Origin of the sequence: Microbacterium sp. CGR1 (genome assembly GCF_001266755.1) — a bacterium.
Taxonomy (GTDB): domain Bacteria; phylum Actinomycetota; class Actinomycetes; order Actinomycetales; family Microbacteriaceae; genus Microbacterium.
The window spans coordinates 2373279-2388322 of record NZ_CP012299.1 but is presented as its reverse complement, the minus strand read 5'-3'; the positions used below and the strand labels follow the sequence as shown (position 1 = coordinate 2388322).

General features: G+C 69.6%; 15 protein-coding genes. 10 read left to right on the top strand and 5 right to left on the bottom strand.

The window, feature by feature from the left end; genetic code table 11:
• Positions 1-12 precede the first annotated feature (12 nt).
• Together AKG07_RS11485 and AKG07_RS11480 are read left to right on the top strand one after the other, a co-directional pair.
• A complete protein-coding gene (locus AKG07_RS11485) occupies positions 13-444 on the top strand; it encodes a heat shock protein transcriptional repressor HspR (protein WP_053098063.1) in 432 nt (143 codons plus the stop codon).
• A 73-nt stretch (positions 445-517) separates the two neighbouring features.
• Entirely contained in the window at positions 518-1927 is a 1410-nt protein-coding gene (locus AKG07_RS11480) for an FAD-dependent oxidoreductase (protein ID WP_233277254.1), read from the top strand.
• 63 nt (positions 1928-1990) lie between these two features.
• On the opposite strand, the gene AKG07_RS11475 is transcribed toward AKG07_RS11480, so the two are convergent.
• Positions 1991-2635, bottom strand: a complete 645-nt coding sequence (locus tag AKG07_RS11475; protein WP_230100937.1) for a Pr6Pr family membrane protein — start codon at positions 2633-2635, stop codon at positions 1991-1993.
• Positions 2636-2842: 207 nt separating this feature from the next.
• Here AKG07_RS11475 and AKG07_RS11470 point away from each other — a divergent pair, with 207 nt between their 5' ends.
• Positions 2843-3283: a DoxX family protein gene (locus AKG07_RS11470; RefSeq protein ID WP_053098060.1), complete on the top strand. Its 441-nt coding sequence runs from the start codon at positions 2843-2845 to the stop codon at positions 3281-3283.
• A 73-nt stretch (positions 3284-3356) separates the two neighbouring features.
• Positions 3357-4022, top strand: coding sequence for a GntR family transcriptional regulator (locus AKG07_RS11465; protein WP_053098059.1), 666 nt, complete (start codon positions 3357-3359; stop codon positions 4020-4022).
• Between the two features lie 51 nt (positions 4023-4073).
• On the opposite strand, the gene AKG07_RS11460 is transcribed toward AKG07_RS11465, so the two are convergent.
• From AKG07_RS11460 to AKG07_RS18225, 4 genes are read right to left on the bottom strand one after another with little or no spacing between them, the layout of a single operon-like run.
• A complete protein-coding gene (locus AKG07_RS11460; RefSeq protein WP_053098058.1) occupies positions 4074-4508 on the bottom strand; it encodes an ATP-binding protein in 435 nt (144 codons plus the stop codon).
• On the bottom strand, positions 4498-4830 hold the full coding sequence (locus AKG07_RS11455) for an STAS domain-containing protein (RefSeq protein WP_053098057.1): 333 nt from the start codon (positions 4828-4830) through the stop codon (positions 4498-4500). The genes AKG07_RS11460 and AKG07_RS11455 overlap by 11 nt, the downstream gene beginning before the upstream one ends.
• Positions 4814-6775 carry a glycosyltransferase family 2 protein gene (locus AKG07_RS11450; protein WP_053098056.1) on the bottom strand — a complete coding sequence of 654 codons (1962 nt, stop codon included), beginning with the start codon at positions 6773-6775 and terminating at the stop codon, positions 4814-4816. Before AKG07_RS11450 ends, AKG07_RS11455 begins: the two co-directional genes overlap by 17 nt.
• Positions 6772-7932 (bottom strand): PP2C family protein-serine/threonine phosphatase, encoded by a 1161-nt coding sequence (locus tag AKG07_RS18225; protein ID WP_072592050.1) that lies wholly within the window; start codon positions 7930-7932, stop codon positions 6772-6774. Before AKG07_RS18225 ends, AKG07_RS11450 begins: the two co-directional genes overlap by 4 nt.
• A 163-nt stretch (positions 7933-8095) precedes the next feature.
• Between AKG07_RS18225 and AKG07_RS11440 the strand changes: the two genes are divergently transcribed.
• The 6 genes from AKG07_RS11440 (at position 8096) to AKG07_RS11415 (ending at position 15007) form a co-directional block, all read left to right on the top strand.
• Complete coding sequence (locus AKG07_RS11440; RefSeq protein WP_053098055.1) at positions 8096-9064, top strand: tripartite tricarboxylate transporter substrate binding protein; 969 nt, start codon at positions 8096-8098, stop codon at positions 9062-9064.
• Between the two features lie 76 nt (positions 9065-9140).
• A complete protein-coding gene (locus AKG07_RS11435) occupies positions 9141-9677 on the top strand; it encodes a tripartite tricarboxylate transporter TctB family protein (RefSeq protein ID WP_053098054.1) in 537 nt (178 codons plus the stop codon).
• On the top strand, positions 9674-11329 hold the full coding sequence (locus AKG07_RS11430) for a tripartite tricarboxylate transporter permease (protein WP_053098053.1): 1656 nt from the start codon (positions 9674-9676) through the stop codon (positions 11327-11329). The genes AKG07_RS11435 and AKG07_RS11430 overlap by 4 nt, the downstream gene beginning before the upstream one ends.
• A complete protein-coding gene (locus AKG07_RS11425) occupies positions 11326-12195 on the top strand; it encodes a dihydrodipicolinate synthase family protein (RefSeq protein WP_053098052.1) in 870 nt (289 codons plus the stop codon). The genes AKG07_RS11430 and AKG07_RS11425 overlap by 4 nt, the downstream gene beginning before the upstream one ends.
• Positions 12196-12258: 63 nt before the next feature.
• Complete coding sequence (locus AKG07_RS11420) at positions 12259-13956, top strand: long-chain-fatty-acid--CoA ligase (protein WP_053098051.1); 1698 nt, start codon at positions 12259-12261, stop codon at positions 13954-13956.
• Positions 13957-14011: 55 nt separating this feature from the next.
• A complete protein-coding gene (locus AKG07_RS11415; protein WP_053098050.1) occupies positions 14012-15007 on the top strand; it encodes a LacI family DNA-binding transcriptional regulator in 996 nt (331 codons plus the stop codon).
• Positions 15008-15044: the final 37 nt, after the last annotated feature.

Below are 15044 nucleotides of genomic sequence, written 5' to 3'. Positions count from 1 at the left end.
AGGTGAGGGAACATGGCTGACCAGCACATGGATGCCGACACCCCGGTGTTCGCGATCGCCGTCGCCGCCCAGCTCTCGGGGCTGCACCCGCAGACCCTGCGCCAGTACGACCGCATCGGGCTCGTCGTGCCCGGCCGGACGTCCGGCGGCTCACGCCGATATTCGACCCGCAACATCGAGCAGCTCCGCGAAGTCGCTCAGCTGTCGTCGGAAGGCGTCAGCCTTCCTGCGATCGCACGCCTTCTCGACCTCGAAGACGAGAACCGGATGCTGCGCCGCCGCGTCGCCGAACTCGACGCCGCTCTGCGCGCCGAGCGTGAGAACCGCCCGGGCATGCGCGTCTTCGCAGCAGGATCCGCCGGTGTCATCCCGATGCCCAGTGGTCGCCGCATGCGTCGATCGGCCGAGGTCGTGCTCTGGCATCCGGGCAGCGGCCGGGGCTGACAGCTCGCGGCTCGCAGGGTGCAGCCGGCACGCGTCGTCCACCCGCGCGCGGTATCGTTGCGACACGATGAGGATGACGCGTCGCACACTGCTGATCGGCGCCGGAGCCGGTGTCCTGGGAGTCCTGCTGGCCTCCTGCACGCCCGAGCCGGCGCCGTCTCCCACGCCCGATCGCTCGCCGACTCCGAAGCCGACCGCCGGGTCGATCACGCCCGCGGCGTTCGCCCGCAGCTCCTGGACGACCGACCCGTTCGCGCTGGGCGCCGCGAGCTTCACTCCCGTCGGCACGCAGGCGAGTGCCCGCGAGGCGCTGGCCGAGCCGATCGACGACCGCCTGTTCATCTCCGGCGAGGCGACGGATGTCGACGCGCCGGGCACGATCGCGGCTGCGCTCCGATCTGGAGACCGGGCCGCCGATCAGCTCCTCCGCGCGGCCGACAGCGGTGAGCGTGTGGCGATCGTCGGTGCAGGACTCGCGGGTTCGGCCGCCGCAGCTCGCCTCGTCGCCGAGGGGCTGCAGGTCACGGTGTTCGAGGCCCGCGACCGCGTCGGCGGACGCGTCCAGTCCGTGGTCGACGACAAGGCCTGGCCGTTCCCCGCTCAGCTGGGCGGCTGGCTGCTCGGGTCCTCCGACGACGTCCTGCTCGACGCTCTCAACGCCCTCGACATCCGCACGGTTCCGGTCACCGGCTCGCTGTGGCGGTCGACCGACGGCGACGTCGAGCCGGTGCCGATCGAGCCGGTGCAGGCCGCCATAGCGACTGCCCAGCAGGGCCTGACCGACGCGTCTCTCGACGACGCGCTCGCGGCGGCGGGTGCCGACCTCGAGGAGCCGGGGCTGGCAGCACTGCTCGCCTCGGTGGCCGCCAGTGCCGGCGCCGATGCGTCCGATGTCTCGACGTGGTTCCCCCCGCGACTGCCGGTCGACGAGATGCTGGCGCCACTCGGCGACCTCACCCCGGCGATCGAGGGGCTGCTCGAGGGTGCGAAGCTGAGCCTCTCGTCGCCGGTCAGTCGCGTCGCCTACGACGAAGCGGGAGTCAGCCTCGGCATCGCCTCGGGCGAATCGCTGTCGTTCGACCGCGTGCTGATCACGGTGCCGCTCGGTGTGCTGAAGAGCGAGGGTCTGCAGTTCTCTCCCGCGCTGCCCTTCGGTCAGCGCGGAGCGATCGCCGAACTCGGCATGGGGCGCATCGAGACGGTGTGGCTGCGCTTCGATGATCCGTTGATCGTGGCGGAGCCCGAGCCCGAGCCCGAGGAAGGCGCCGATGCAGCGGATGCCTCCGCCGCCACGCTCTGGCATGTGGTCGGCGGCGATGCGCTGATCCGCACGTGGATCAACCTCGCACCGGCCACCGGCGAGAACGTCGTGGTGGGCATCGTCGGCGGAGAAGCGGCGGGCACATTCGCCGAGCTGAACGACCAGAAGGCGGTCGAGGCCGCGATCGCCTCGCTCGCGCCCTTCCTCAGTGCCCCTGCCTGATCGCACGAGCCTGCTCGCCCCCTGCCTGATCACGCGAGCCTGATCCTGCCGGCTCGAGCGTGCTCAGACCTCCGGCCGCTCGTGGCCGCGCCGTCGCATCCTGCTGACGAGCACGATCACCGTCGCGACGAGAGCGAAGATCGCCAGGGCCACTGCGCTGGTGATCAGGAACTCGGGCGGGCCGGACACCTGCCGCGGGTCGAGGAAGTAATACGGGTACCAGCCCACCGACGGTCCGCGCCACATGGTGACGCCGCCCCAGGCGAGCGGGAAGGTGAGCGCCGTCGGCACCACCCACCACGGCACCCCGCGGTGCCCGGGGGTGAGCACCCAGGCGAGGGCGGTGCAGGCCGGCAGGTAGAAGTGCAGCACCTGGTCCGACCAGGGCACGTCGACGCGGATGCCGCGCAGACCCGCCTGCCAGACGATGAGCGCGAAGGCGAGCCCTGCCGTGATGGTCCAGGTGAGCACGAGGGCCAGAGCCACGGTGAACCAGCGGGGGTCCGTCGCCCGGATGAAGGCGAGCACCGTGCCGATCAGCAGCACGACCACGAGGGCGCAGTTGGACTGCACGGTGAGATAGGCGAAGAAGTTCTCGCCGGCGATCGTCCGCGAGCTCAGACCCCAGAAGAGGCGGTGCACGAGGGCGACGGTGCAGACGGCTGCTGTCGTCAGGCGCAGCACGCCGAACACCGATCGTGCCCTCACCTTCGCCTCTGCCCCTTTCCGGCTGTGCCCGATGTTCCCGTATATCGCGCATCATGCCATCCGGCGAGTCTACGGAAGAGAACGGGGCGGGCGTCTGCCCCGCGACTCGTACAGGAGACGGAAAAGTCGTCTTCATAGCGTGGATGCAGGGATCGCCCCTGCTCCGCGCCTGGCGCGCGGTGTCCTGCCGCGAAGGAACACCTCCTCATGACGAACACCACCCGCCCCTCTGCCGCCGCCTCGCTGGGACTGCTCGTCCTCCGCGTCGTGGTCGGCGCCGTCTTCGCCGCTCACGGAGCGCAGAAGATCTTCGAGTACACCCTCCCTGGAACCATCGGCAGCTTCGCAGGCATGGGCATCCCTCTGCCCGAGATCGCGGGTCCGGTCGTCGCCTTCATCGAGCTGATCGGCGGCATCCTGCTGGCGCTGGGACTCTTCACGCGCCCCGTCGGCATCCTGCTCGCGATCGACATGATCGCGGCCCTGTTCGCGGTGCACCTTCCGGCTGGCCTCTGGGTCGGCGAGGGCGGCTACGAGTTCGTCGCCGTTCTCGGCGTCGCGGCCCTCGCGCTCGCGTTCACCGGCGCGGGCCGCTTCTCGCTCGACGGCGCCTTCCTGCGCGGTCGTGTTCCCGCCTGGCTCAGCTGAGCGTGCGGGGGAGCGCCCCACGGGGCGTTCCTCCGTCGGTGTGTATCCTGTCAACAGTTAACAGGAGGTCACCGTGACACAGACCGTCAAGCGCGGAGAGTCCCTCGGCGCGCAGGTGGCGCAGGTCCTGCGTCAGCGCATCGTGCGCGGCGAGCTCTCGCCCGGCGCGCGCATCACCGAGGAGGCCCTCGCCGAGGAGTTCTCGGTGAGCAGGGGGCCGATCCGCGACGCCCTCACCCAGCTCAGCTTCGAGAAGCTCGTCGAAGTGCAGCGCCCTCGAGGCGTGTACATCACCGGGCTCTCGCAGGACGACGTGGATCAGCTCTACAGTCTGCGCGGCGCCCTCGAGCAGCTCGCATTGTCGCGCGCCATGAGAGTGGAAGACGACGAGCGCTGGGCATCGATGGCGGCTGCGGTCGATCGCATGAGTCAGGCCGCAGACAGGGGCGATCACGCCGCCTTCGTCGCCGCCGACCTCGAGTTCCACTCCGAGATCTACGTCCTCGCCGACCATCCGCGTCTGCAGGGCGCGTGGAGTCAGTACCTGCCGACCTTCGCGTCGCTCCTCGAGGTGACCATCAATCACGACGACGACCTCCACGAGTCGTCCGATGACCACATGAAGCTCATGGAGGTGATGCGCTCCGGCAGCCCCGACGAGGCTGCGGCGGTGCTCACGGCCCACCTCGACGGCGCACGCGACCGGATGCTCAGCGAGCTCGCCGACCGTCCCGCCTGACGGCGCCTGCGCGTCGGATCTCTGACGGTCTCCGACAGATCTCCGTCCGGATCAGGCGGGAGGCGTCAGGCGACGACGCAGCACCCAGGTGTTGCCGGTCGCATCGCCGCTGTGCTCGAAATCGTCGAGCACAGCGCTCGACAGGGCGAGGCCGCGTCCGCTCTCGCTGTCGACGCCGGGCATCGTGACCGCATCCCAGTCGATCCTGGCCGGATCGGCCGTGTCGACGAAGGTCGCGACGAGGTCGTCGGCGCCGACCTCGATGTCGACCTCGACGGTGATGCCGACATCCGGCTCGCCCTGCGCGTCAGCGTGCGTGGCGATGTTCGTCGACACCTCGCTGACCGCCAGTGCGAACAGCGTGCGGTCCTCGGGCGCCACATGCGGGGCGGACTCCCAGAGGGCGTCCAGGGCGTCGAGGACGTGCTCGACGAAGGCGGGGCCGGCGAGGCCCGCGACGTGCGCCCGGCGCTCCTCAACGCCCATCGAACGCCGTCTCGGGTGTCGGGTGGTCGAGCAGCACGCGGTCGAGATTCGTCAGGTGCAGCACCGTCCGCACCGCCTCGGGCACTGCTGCGATGCGCAGATCGCCGCCGGCGACCCTGGCGCTCTTCAGACCGCCGACGAGGGCTCCCAGCCCCGACGAATCGACGAACTGCAGGTCGGCCATGTCGATCACGATTCTCGACTCGCCTCCGGCCACGAGGTCGTTCACCGCCTTGCGGAGCAGCGGTGCTCCCGTCGCCGTGAGGCGTCCGGACAGGGAGATCACGGCGAAGCCGTCCCTGATGTCAGTGCTGAGATCCATGGTTCTCCTCCTCGAGGGTTCGGGCCGGTCCGCGGTAGCGGGCGGCTTGGATGATGACGCTGAGCACGACGAGGTCGTACAGCACCCACACCGTGTTGACCAGGGTGCCGGTGCCGTCGCCCGTTCCGATGACGACGCGGGTGATGCCGATCACGAGCGCCACGCTGAGCACGACCATCGCGGTCAGCTGCGGCCAGATCTCGCGCCACGGCACTCCTCGCGGATCCCGTCCGTCCTTGCGCGTCACGGCGAACGACAGGGGGCGGCCGAAGACCACGTTCGCGAACGCCGTCCAGCATGCGCGGATCCAGACCGGGAACAGCGCGAGCGAATACTGCTGCCCGCGCCAGGTTCTCAGCCCCTTGGCGACCACGAGGAACAGCAGCTGGTTGACGAGGAAGTAGGGCAGGAACCGCACGAAGAAGTCGACCGACCAGGCGGTCACGGGAAGCACGCCGAACACCAGGTAGACGACCGGCGCCGTGAGATAGATCACGGCGGCGAACCCCGAGAGATAGCTCCACATCGTGGCGAAGTACATCAGCCGCTGCCCGATCGACAGTCCGCGCTTCGCGAGCGGGTTGTCGCGCAGCATCACCTGCAGCGTGCCCTGTGCCCAGCGCAGGCGCTGCGTCAGCATGGTCCGCAGATCCTCGGGCGCGAGGCCCTTCGCCAGGATCTCGTGGTGGTAGACGCTGCGCCAGCCGAGCGAGTGCAGCTGCATCGCGGTGGCCATGTCCTCCGTGACCGAGATCGTGGCGAGCGGAAGGATCGGCTGCGCCTCATCGCCGCGGTCGAGGCGGAGAGCGTCGAGCAGCGCTCGTACGGCGTCGAGAGCAGTGATCGGCGACAGATCCGACTGGGCGAGCGCCGTCAGACCCGCCTCGTCGACGACGATCGCGTCGAGCTGCGCATCGTGGGCGATCGGCAGGGAGCCCAGCTCCGCGAGGTCGGATCTGATGCCGGCGAGATCCTTGGCGACCAGGATCACCGAGGCGTTGTGCACCGCAGCCAGCACCGCGTCGGCGACCTCGCGCACGGGCGCCCCGCCGGCGAGATCACGACGGCTCTGGCCGATCGTCACGTGCAGTGCGAAAAGCTCGCGACGGAGTTCGGGATCGGATGCCGAGCGCATCTCCTTCTCGACCAGGGTCTCGGAGGTGCGCAGCGCGCGAGCCGCGGTGTCCGTCACCTCGCGCACGTAGCCGATGATGCCGAGCTGCATCAGGGCGTCGCGACGGAGCACGGCGTTCGATCCGCAGAAGAACGCCGCGTTCCAGCCGTCCTTGCCCTGCTGGATCGGGCCATAGAACAGCGGCGCCTGGCTGCCGAGCGGATCGGCCTCGTCGACGTTGACGAACCACTGCGGGGTCTGCACCACGGCGACCTCCGGGTCGTCGGCGAAGTACCCGAGCGTGCGGTGCAGGATCAGCGGATCGGGGATCTGATCCGCGTCGAGGATGAGGAGGAACTCCCCGTCGGTCTCGAAGAGCGCGCTGTTGAGGTTGCCCGCCTTCGCGTGACGGGGCTTGCCCATCCAGTCGTCGGAGCGGGTGAGGTAGCCGATGTCGGCGTCGCGGGCGGCCCGCTCGAGCTCGGGTCGGGCACCGTCGTCGAGGATCCAGGTGGTGTGCGGATAGGCGATCCCGCGCGCGGCTCGCGCGGTCGTCATCACGAGCTCGATCGGCTCGTTGTACGTCGCGATGAACACGTCGACCGTGCCCTGAGGCGGCGACACGGGAGCCGGCCGCTCTTTGGCCCGCCACATCGTGAGACAGAAGAGGAAGGTGTCGATCAGGCTGTAGGTCTCTGCGATCACCAGGGGCACGGCGATCCACCACGCCGACCAGTTCACCGATTCGAGCCAGCGCCACGCGACGTAGTTCACACCGAGCAGCACCGACAGCACCGCGATGATGCGGATCGCGGCGAAGCGGGCGGTCATGCGTCGCGCCGCACCACGACCACGGTGATGTCGTCGGTCGCTCGATCGTCCGAGATGAGCTGCAGCGCCTCGTTGATCGCCCCATCGGGACCGAGCGCGTCGAGCACGCGGGCCACGTGGGCGAACGGGTCATCGGCGTCGAGCACGTCGAGCAGGCCGTCGCTGCAGCACACGAAGGCGTCTCCGGGTTCGAGGCGCGTGCTCCGGGACTCCCGAGCATCCTGGTCCGGAAGGGCGGCGCCCATCCCCAGGGGGAGGCCGGTCGAGCGAAGGTGCTCCCACGAGCCGTCGGCTCGGAGGATGAACGCGAGGCTGTGCCCGGCGTCGATCACCTCGAGATCGCCGGTCTCGGGCTGCAGCTCGGCGTGGACCGCCGTCACGAACATCGTCGTCTCGGAGAGGTCCTCCTCGAGCAGCCGGTCGGCGTCGGCGACGGCCTCGGCGATGCTGCGCTCGGGAGCGGTGCGCAGTGAGGCGCGCACCCCCGCGGCGACGATGGCGGGACCCGTGCCCTTGCCCATCGCGTCGGCGAGGGTGATGCGCAGCGCGCCGCCGTGGAGGCGGAGGTCGTAGAAGTCACCCGCCAGGCGGCCCCTCGAGGCGCCCCCGCCCGCGATCGTGTAGCCGGCGATGGTGGGGAGCGAGTGCGGTCGCAGCGCGCTCTGGATCAGAGTGGCCTGATCGAGCTCGGCGTCGGCCGCGAGCTCGGTCTGCACCCAGAAGGCGAGGTCGCGCAGCAGGTCGCGCTGCGCCTCCGAGAAGGTGTGCGGCTCGGTGTCGAGGACGCACAGCGTTCCCACCGGTTCGCCGCCGGGTGCGTGCAGCGGGTGCCCGGCGTAGAACCGGAGGTGCGGATCACCGACCACGAACGGATTCGCCGCGAAGTTCTCGGTCGCGCTGGCATCCTCGATCACCACCGTGCGGTCCTGGCCGACCGTGTAGTCGCAGAACGAATCCTGTCGGGGCGCCTCTCGCCCGCCGAGTCCGATCTCCGACTTGCGCCACTGGCGGTCGCCGTCCAGGAGCGAGACGCTCACCATCGGCATACCGAACATCTGCTGAGCCAGCCTGGCGACCCGATCCACTCGTTCATCCCGTGGTGTGTCCAGGATCCCGAGTTCCTCCAGTGCCTGCTGGCGTCTGCGTTCATCGAACATTGCTCCGCTCCCCTCGTAGCTGCTCTCATACTCGCACCTGCCGGGGCGCGGATGACAGGCGGTGGCGGAGAGTTGTATACCGGTATCAGTGTTGACTGTTAACAGTCAACACTGATACGGTCAGGGGGTCGACAACAAGGTCGACCCACGTAGAGGAGCAAAGATGCCCCGCAAGCGCATCACCCGGGCCGCCGCCGCTCTCGCGGCCGTCGCCGCCACCGCTCTCGTCCTGTCGGCCTGCACGAAGGTCGAAGAGGGTGAAGACGCGGAATCCGCCTTTCCCGAGAATGACATCCGTCTGATCATCCAGGCGAACCCGGGCGGTGGATCCGACCTGTCGTCGCGTGCCCTCGCGACCGAGCTCGAGGGCATCCTCGGCGTCAGCGTGATCCCCGAGAACATGCCGGGTGCGGCAGGTGCTCTCGCGATGGAGTACGTCGGATCGCAGGATCCGGACGGCTACGTCATCGGGTTCGCCCCGGTCGAGATCGCGATGCTCAACACCACGCAGAGCGCGAACGTGCTGCCCGAGGACTTCGACCTGCTGGGCCAGATCATGCTCGCCCCCGGTGTCGTCACGGTCGGCGCGAACAGCGGCATCGAGACTCTGGAAGACCTGGTCGCCCAGGCCGAGGCCGGCGCCGTGACCGTCGCCAACTCCGGCGCGGGTTCCATCTGGGAGGCCGCGACGATCGGCCTCGGCGACGCGACCGGCGCCGCGTTCACGCCGGTTCCCTACGACGGTGGAGCGACGGCGGTCGCCGCCGCCGCATCCGGTGAGACCGTCGCCGCCGTGTCCGGCCTGGGCGAGGCTCTCGCGCAGGGCGAGGCCGTGCGCATCCTCGCGGTCCTCAACGACGAGCGTCACCCCGACGCCGAGGACGTGCCGACAGCCGACGAGGCGATCGGCGAAGACGTGGTCTTCGGCGGCTGGGGCGGCATCTACGCCCCCAAGGGTCTGCCGGATGACGTGAAGAGCGAGCTCGAGGCCGCCGTCAAGGAGGCCGTCGAGTCCGACACCTACCAGCAGTTCCAGAAGGATGCCGGCAACCTCGTGGTCTACCGCGACTCGGCCGAGTGGACGACGTTCGTGAACGAGCAGTTCGACCTGTTCAAGGACCTCCTGGGCTGACCGGCTCCGACTGCGGGGTCGGCCGCACGCCGGCCCCGCGGTCCGTCGCCGCACGTCAGACCAGGGAAGGAGCACCATGTCCCACGCCGATGTCACTCCTGCGATCGAGCAGGACGCGCACCAGGGAGCACCGCCCTCGCGACCGCTCGAGATCGTCTTCGGCGCCGTCGCCCTGGCGTTCAGCGCCGGCTATCTCTTCCTGGCCACGCAGATCCCGCTGCGCCGAGAGGCACTGCCCGGACAGATCGACGCGCGCTTCTGGCCCATGGTCCTCGCGGTCGCGGCGGTCGTCGTCTCGCTCGTGATCCTGGCTCTGGCGATCACCCGCCCCGCTCCCGGCCGCGAAGACCTCGACCGCATCCAGCCGGGCGGCGTGGTCCGCGTCATCGCCACCCTGCTGATCGCCGGGGCCTTCATCGCGGTGTGGTCGCTCGGATCCGTCATCCTCTTCGGCTACCGCATCGAGGTCTTCCCGATCGCCGCCGCCGTGCTGATGGCCGCTCTCATGCTCCTCTACGGGCACCGCCGGTGGCTGAGCCTGATCATCTACTCCGTCTCCGTCACCGCGTTCGTCTACGTGGTGTTCGGCATGCTCCTGAGGATCCCGCTGTGAACGCGCTCATGGAGGGGCTGAACTCGCTCCTCGACATCTCGATCCTGCTGTACATGCTCGTCGGGCTGCTGCTCGGCTTCATGGTCGGCGCCTTCCCCGGCATCACCGCGACCATGGCGGTCGCTCTCGCCGCAGGATTCACGCTCACGCTGGAGCCCGTGCAGGGCCTCGCGGTGCTGCTGACGATCTACGTCGCCGCGAACTTCGGCGACCGCGTGCCGTCGATCCTCATCAACACCCCCGGCACTCCCGCGTCGATCGCGACGACTCTCGACGGCTATCCGATGGCGAAGCAGGGGCGAGCCGGTCTCGCGCTGACGATCTCGGCGATCGTCTCGGCCGTCGGCATCCTCGCCTCCCTCGTGCTCTTCGCAGTCGCCGCCGTGCCGATCGCCAGCTTCGCCCGCGACTACTTCAAGTCGCCCGAGCTGTTCGCGCTCGTCGTGTTCGGCATCGCGATCATGATCGGGATCTCGTCGAAGTCGATGCTCAAGGGCATCCTCGCCGGTCTCTTCGGCCTGATGCTCGGCACCGTCGGAACGTATGCCGCCACGGCGGACCAGCGATTCACCTTCGGAGTGCTCGAGCTGGTCGAGGGCGTCAACTTCATCGCCGTGATCATCGGACTCTTCGGCATCGCCGAGCTCTTCGACCAGCTGCTCACGTATCGCAAGTCGCACGTGCGACCGATCTCGAGCCTCGGCCGCTGGTGGCCGAATCGCGCCGAGCTGAAGCAGAGCGGTCGAGCCACCGCGGTCGGCGGCGCCGTCGGTCTCGGGGTCGGGCTCATCCCGGCAGCCGGTGGCGACATCGCCGGTCTGATCGGATGGGAACGAGCCCGCAAGGCATCGAAGCACCCCGAGATGTTCGGCAAGGGCTCGATCGAGGGCGTCGCGGCGTCCGACACCGCGTCCAGCGCCACGCTCGGCGGCTCCCTCACGACCACGATGGCCCTCGGCATCCCCGGCGACTCGGTGATGGCGGTGATGATCGGGTCGATGATCATCTGGGGCATCACCCCCGGACCCACGCTGTTCACCAACCGCCCCGACCTCGTCGTCTCGATCGTGGGCATCATGCTCGTCGCGACCCTGCTCTCCCTCGGGCTGAGCCTCGTGCGCATGAAGGGCATGGTGAAGCTGCTCGACGTGCCGCAGCCCTACCTGTGGAGCGGCATCCTGATCTTCTGCATCATCGGCACGTACGCCACCTCGAACAGTCTGTCGACCGTCGTCACGATGCTCGTGTTCGGTGTCATCGGAGTGCTGCTCAAGCGGATGCAGGTGCCGGCCGGGCCGATCGTGCTCGGCCTGCTGCTCGGCCCCCTGGCCGAGGAGAACCTGGCTCGCACGCTGGCGATCCTGCCCACGCGGCCGTTCTTCGAGGTCGTCAGTCCCATCGCGATCGTGCTGCTCGCGCTCGCCGTGCTCTCGATCGTCATGCCGGCGATCCGCGCGGCCCGCACACCCCGTGCCGAGCGCGGCTCACTCGAGGACTCGATCCTCGATGCCGAGAGCCGGGAGCAGATCGAGAAGGCGCACGGCGAGCTCGCCGCCGACCCCGACCTGCTCACATCGACCGTCCGCAGCGTCCCGGCCGCCACGAGGCGCCCGCGCAAGACCCGCAAGAACTCCAAGGAGAACGAGAAGTGACCCGCTACGACATCCTCACCGCCGTGCCCACAGCCTTCCACAGCGACGGCGCACTCGACCTCGAGGGATCGCGAGCGATCTTCCGCTTCGTCGCCGAATCGGGCAACGAGGGCGCCTTCGTCCTCGGCACCACGGGCGAGTTCCCTGCCGTCGACGCGACCGAGTTCGCGGCGATCGTCGAGGCCGCGCTGGCCGAGCTGAAGGACCGCATGCGCGTCGTCGTGCACGTCGGCCAGCCGAGCACCTTCGAGGCGCTGCGTCTCGTAGAGATCGCGAAGGGACTGGGTGCGACCGAATTCGCCGCCCTCACCCCTTACTACCTCAAGGCCACGGACGAGTCGATCTTCGAGTACTACGAGGCGCTGTCGAGCGCGATCGGCGACGGTCGTCTCTACGTCTACATCTATCCCGCGCGCAGCGGGAATCCGGTGTCGGTCGAGCTGCTGACGCGGCTTGCCGCGCTGCCGAACATCGTGGGCGCGAAGATCAGCGAGCTGTCGCTCGACGACATCGCCGCCTACAGGGCCGCGGTGCCCGCCGACTTCGACCTCTACACCGGCGCCGACCGCGACCTGATCGCGGCCGTGCAGGTGGGTGCCCAGGGTGTCGTCTCGGGCGTCTCCTCGGTCACCCCGAAGCCCTTCCGTGCCCTGGCCGACGCCGGCCGTTCCGGCGATGCCGACGCCATCGCGGTCGCTCAGGCCGCGGTCGACGATGTCGTGTCGCTCATCGGCGGCGACATGGCGCGGATGAAAGAGGCCTACCGCGTGCTCGATGTGGTCGACACCCACTGCCGCATGGCGATCGCCGAACCGACGGACGACGAGCGTCGCGCCGTCGCGCAGGTGGTGGCGGCGCACAGCTAGCCGCTCGCATCTCGCGCCGCGTGGGGCGGGCCGGCTCACAGCCGGTCGGGGCAGGATGGACCCATGTCCGACTCCCCGTATGAATCCCGGCCATGGCTCGACTCCTACGCGGACGGTGTGCCCGCCGAGATCGACGCTCCGACGCAGACGCTGCCGGAGATGATGTCGGCGAGCATCGCCGCTTTCGCTCGTCGACCGGCGCTCGAGTTCTTCGGTGCGGTCACGACCTACCGCGAGCTCGGCGACCGGATCGCGCGCGCTGCCGAGGGGCTGAGGCGCCTGGGCGTGCACAAGGGTGACCGGGTCGCCCTCGTGCTGCCGAACTGCCCGCAGCACGTCGTGGCGTTCTACGCGGCGCTGCGCCTGGGAGCGATCGTCGTCGAGCACAACCCGCTCTACACGGCGAGGGAGCTGCGGCACCAGTTCGAGGATCACGGAGCGAAGGTCGCGATCGTCTGGGACAAGACGGTCGACACGATCGCCGAGTTCCCCTCCGATCTGCGAGTCGAGCACATCGTGAGCGTCGACCTCACCGAGGCGATGCCCGCCGCTCAGCGGATGCTGCTGCGCCTGCCCATCCCGAAGGCGCGCGCGGCGCGCGCGAAGCTGACGGCCACCCCGCGGACACGGCGAGCAGTGGCCTGGAGGAAGCTGGTCGACCATCGGCCGCTCTCGCGCAAGGTCGCCGGCCCGACGCTCGACGACACCGCCCTGCTGCAGTACACGAGCGGAACCACGGGCACGCCCAAAGGCGCGATCCTCACTCACGCGAACCTGCGCGCCAACGCGATGCAGGGCCAGGCATGGGTGCCCGGTCTGGTCGACGGCGAGGAGACGTTCTACGGCGTGCTGCCGCTGTTCCACGCCTACGGCATGACGCTGTGCCTGACCTTCGCGATGAGCATCGGCGCGAAGCTGGTGCTCTTCCCGACGTTCGACCTCGGCCTGGTCACGAAGGCGGCCCGCACCAGTCCGCCCACGTTCCTGCCCGCGGTCCCGCCGATCTATGACCAGCTCGCCCGAGCCGCATCGCGGGGGACCATCGACCTCTCGACCGTCCGATTCGCCATCTCCGGGGCGATGAGCCTTCCCGTCGCGACAGTGCAGCGGTGGGAGGAGGCCACCGGCGGTCTGCTCGTCGAGGGCTATGGCATGACCGAGAGCTCGCCCGTCGCGCTCGGCAACCCGATGGGCAGGAGCAGGCGCCCTGGCACGGTCGGAGTGCCCTTCCCGAGCACCGAGATCCGCGTCGTCGACCCCGCCGACACCGACGTCGACCTGCCCGTCGGCGAACGAGGCGAGCTGCTCATCCGCGGCCCGCAGGTCTTCCAGGGGTACTGGCGCCGTCCCGGCGACACCGCCGATGTCCTGCTGGCTGACGGATGGCTGCGCACAGGCGACATCGCCGAGGTCTCGGTCGACGGCTTCGTCACGATCGTCGACCGCCTCAAGGAGCTCATCATCACGGGCGGCTTCAACGTGTCGCCCAGCGAGGTCGAGGACGCGCTCGAAGCGCACCCGGACGTGGTCGCGGCCGCGGTCGTCGGCCTTCCGCGGTCGAGCGGGGGAGAGGAGATCGCCGCTGCGGTCGTGCTCCGCGAGGGAGCTGTGCTCGACACCGGTGCGCTGCGCGACTTCTGCCGCACGCGGCTGACGCCCTACAAGGTGCCCAAGCGCATCACGGTCGTGGACGAGCTGCCCCGCTCGCTCATCGGAAAGGTCCTGCGCAGGCAGGTGCGGGATCGGATGCTGGCCGACTGACGCGCCGGCGCAGACGAACTCTCCGTGGCGACCTGAAACCGGTTACAGTGTGCCGATGGCCACGATCTACGATGTCGCTCGACTCGCGCAGGTCTCGCCCGCCACCGTCTCGCGGGTGTTCAACGGCACCAGCGTCTCCGCCGCGAAGGTCGAGGCGGTGCGCCGGGCCGCCGAGCAGCTGCGTTTCACGCCCAACCGCACGGCTCGCAATCTGCGGCGGCAGAGGTCCGAGGTCATCGGGCTGGTGATCCCCGACATCGAGAACCCCTACTTCACCGAGATGGCCAGAGGCGTCGAGGACGTCGCGTCCGAGGCCGGATACTCGGTCGTGCTCTGCAACTCCGACTCGCAGCCCGAGAAGGAGACGACCTACCTCCAGATCGCGGTCTCCGAGCACATGTCGGGCGTGATCATCGCCCCCGCGTCCGAACGCACGAGGCTCGACGGCATCCTCGACACGGGGCGCCCCGTCGTCGCCGTCGATCGGCATACGGTCTACGACGTCGACGGTGTGGTCATGGCCAATCGCGAGGCCGGGGCATCGGCCACCGAAGCGCTGCTCGCCGCCGGATTCCGGAGGGTCGCGTACATCGGCGGTCCGGAGGGGATCGACACGGCCGCAGAGCGCGCTGCCGGCTGGCGGTCTGCGCTCGCGGCGCGCGCCCCCGAGGTCGATGCCGATGAGCTGCTGCGCTTCGCGACCTTCCGCGTCGACGGAGGCAGGGGCGCCATGGAAGAGCTGCTCGCGCTCCCGGAGCCGCCGGACGCGGTGGTGGCGGGCAACAACCTGATCGGCGTCGGTGCGATCCAGGTGCTGACGGAGCACGGCCTGACCCCGCCGCGGGTCGGCGTGGCGGTGATCGGCTCGCTGCCGTTCACCACCCTCTCGCCCACAGCGGTGACCGTCGTGCGCCTCCCGGCACGCGAGATGGGAGTCCGGGCGGCGCGGATGCTGCTCGAGCGCATCGGTGGGGCCGGTGGTCCGTCGCGCACCGTGGTGCTGCCGGCCGAGGTCCAGCCCGCCCGCGCGGGCGCGACCGCCACGCGCTGACGCAGACGACGCTCTGTCCTACTGCTTGCGTGCTGAA

Coding starts and splice junctions, on each gene's coding strand:
- AKG07_RS11485 (WP_053098063.1), top strand. CDS start 13: ATGGCTGACCAGCACATGGATGCCGACACCCCGGTGTTCGCGATCGCC.
- AKG07_RS11480 (WP_233277254.1), top strand. CDS start 518: ATGACGCGTCGCACACTGCTGATCGGCGCCGGAGCCGGTGTCCTGGGA.
- AKG07_RS11470 (WP_053098060.1), top strand. CDS start 2,843: ATGACGAACACCACCCGCCCCTCTGCCGCCGCCTCGCTGGGACTGCTC.
- AKG07_RS11460 (WP_053098058.1), bottom strand. CDS start 4,508: ATGGGCGTTGAGGAGCGCCGGGCGCACGTCGCGGGCCTCGCCGGCCCC.
- AKG07_RS11455 (WP_053098057.1), bottom strand. CDS start 4,830: ATGGATCTCAGCACTGACATCAGGGACGGCTTCGCCGTGATCTCCCTG.
- AKG07_RS11450 (WP_053098056.1), bottom strand. CDS start 6,775: ATGACCGCCCGCTTCGCCGCGATCCGCATCATCGCGGTGCTGTCGGTG.
- AKG07_RS18225 (WP_072592050.1), bottom strand. CDS start 7,932: ATGTTCGATGAACGCAGACGCCAGCAGGCACTGGAGGAACTCGGGATC.
- AKG07_RS11440 (WP_053098055.1), top strand. CDS start 8,096: ATGCCCCGCAAGCGCATCACCCGGGCCGCCGCCGCTCTCGCGGCCGTC.
- AKG07_RS11435 (WP_053098054.1), top strand. CDS start 9,141: ATGTCCCACGCCGATGTCACTCCTGCGATCGAGCAGGACGCGCACCAG.
- AKG07_RS11420 (WP_053098051.1), top strand. CDS start 12,259: ATGTCCGACTCCCCGTATGAATCCCGGCCATGGCTCGACTCCTACGCG.
- AKG07_RS11415 (WP_053098050.1), top strand. CDS start 14,012: ATGGCCACGATCTACGATGTCGCTCGACTCGCGCAGGTCTCGCCCGCC.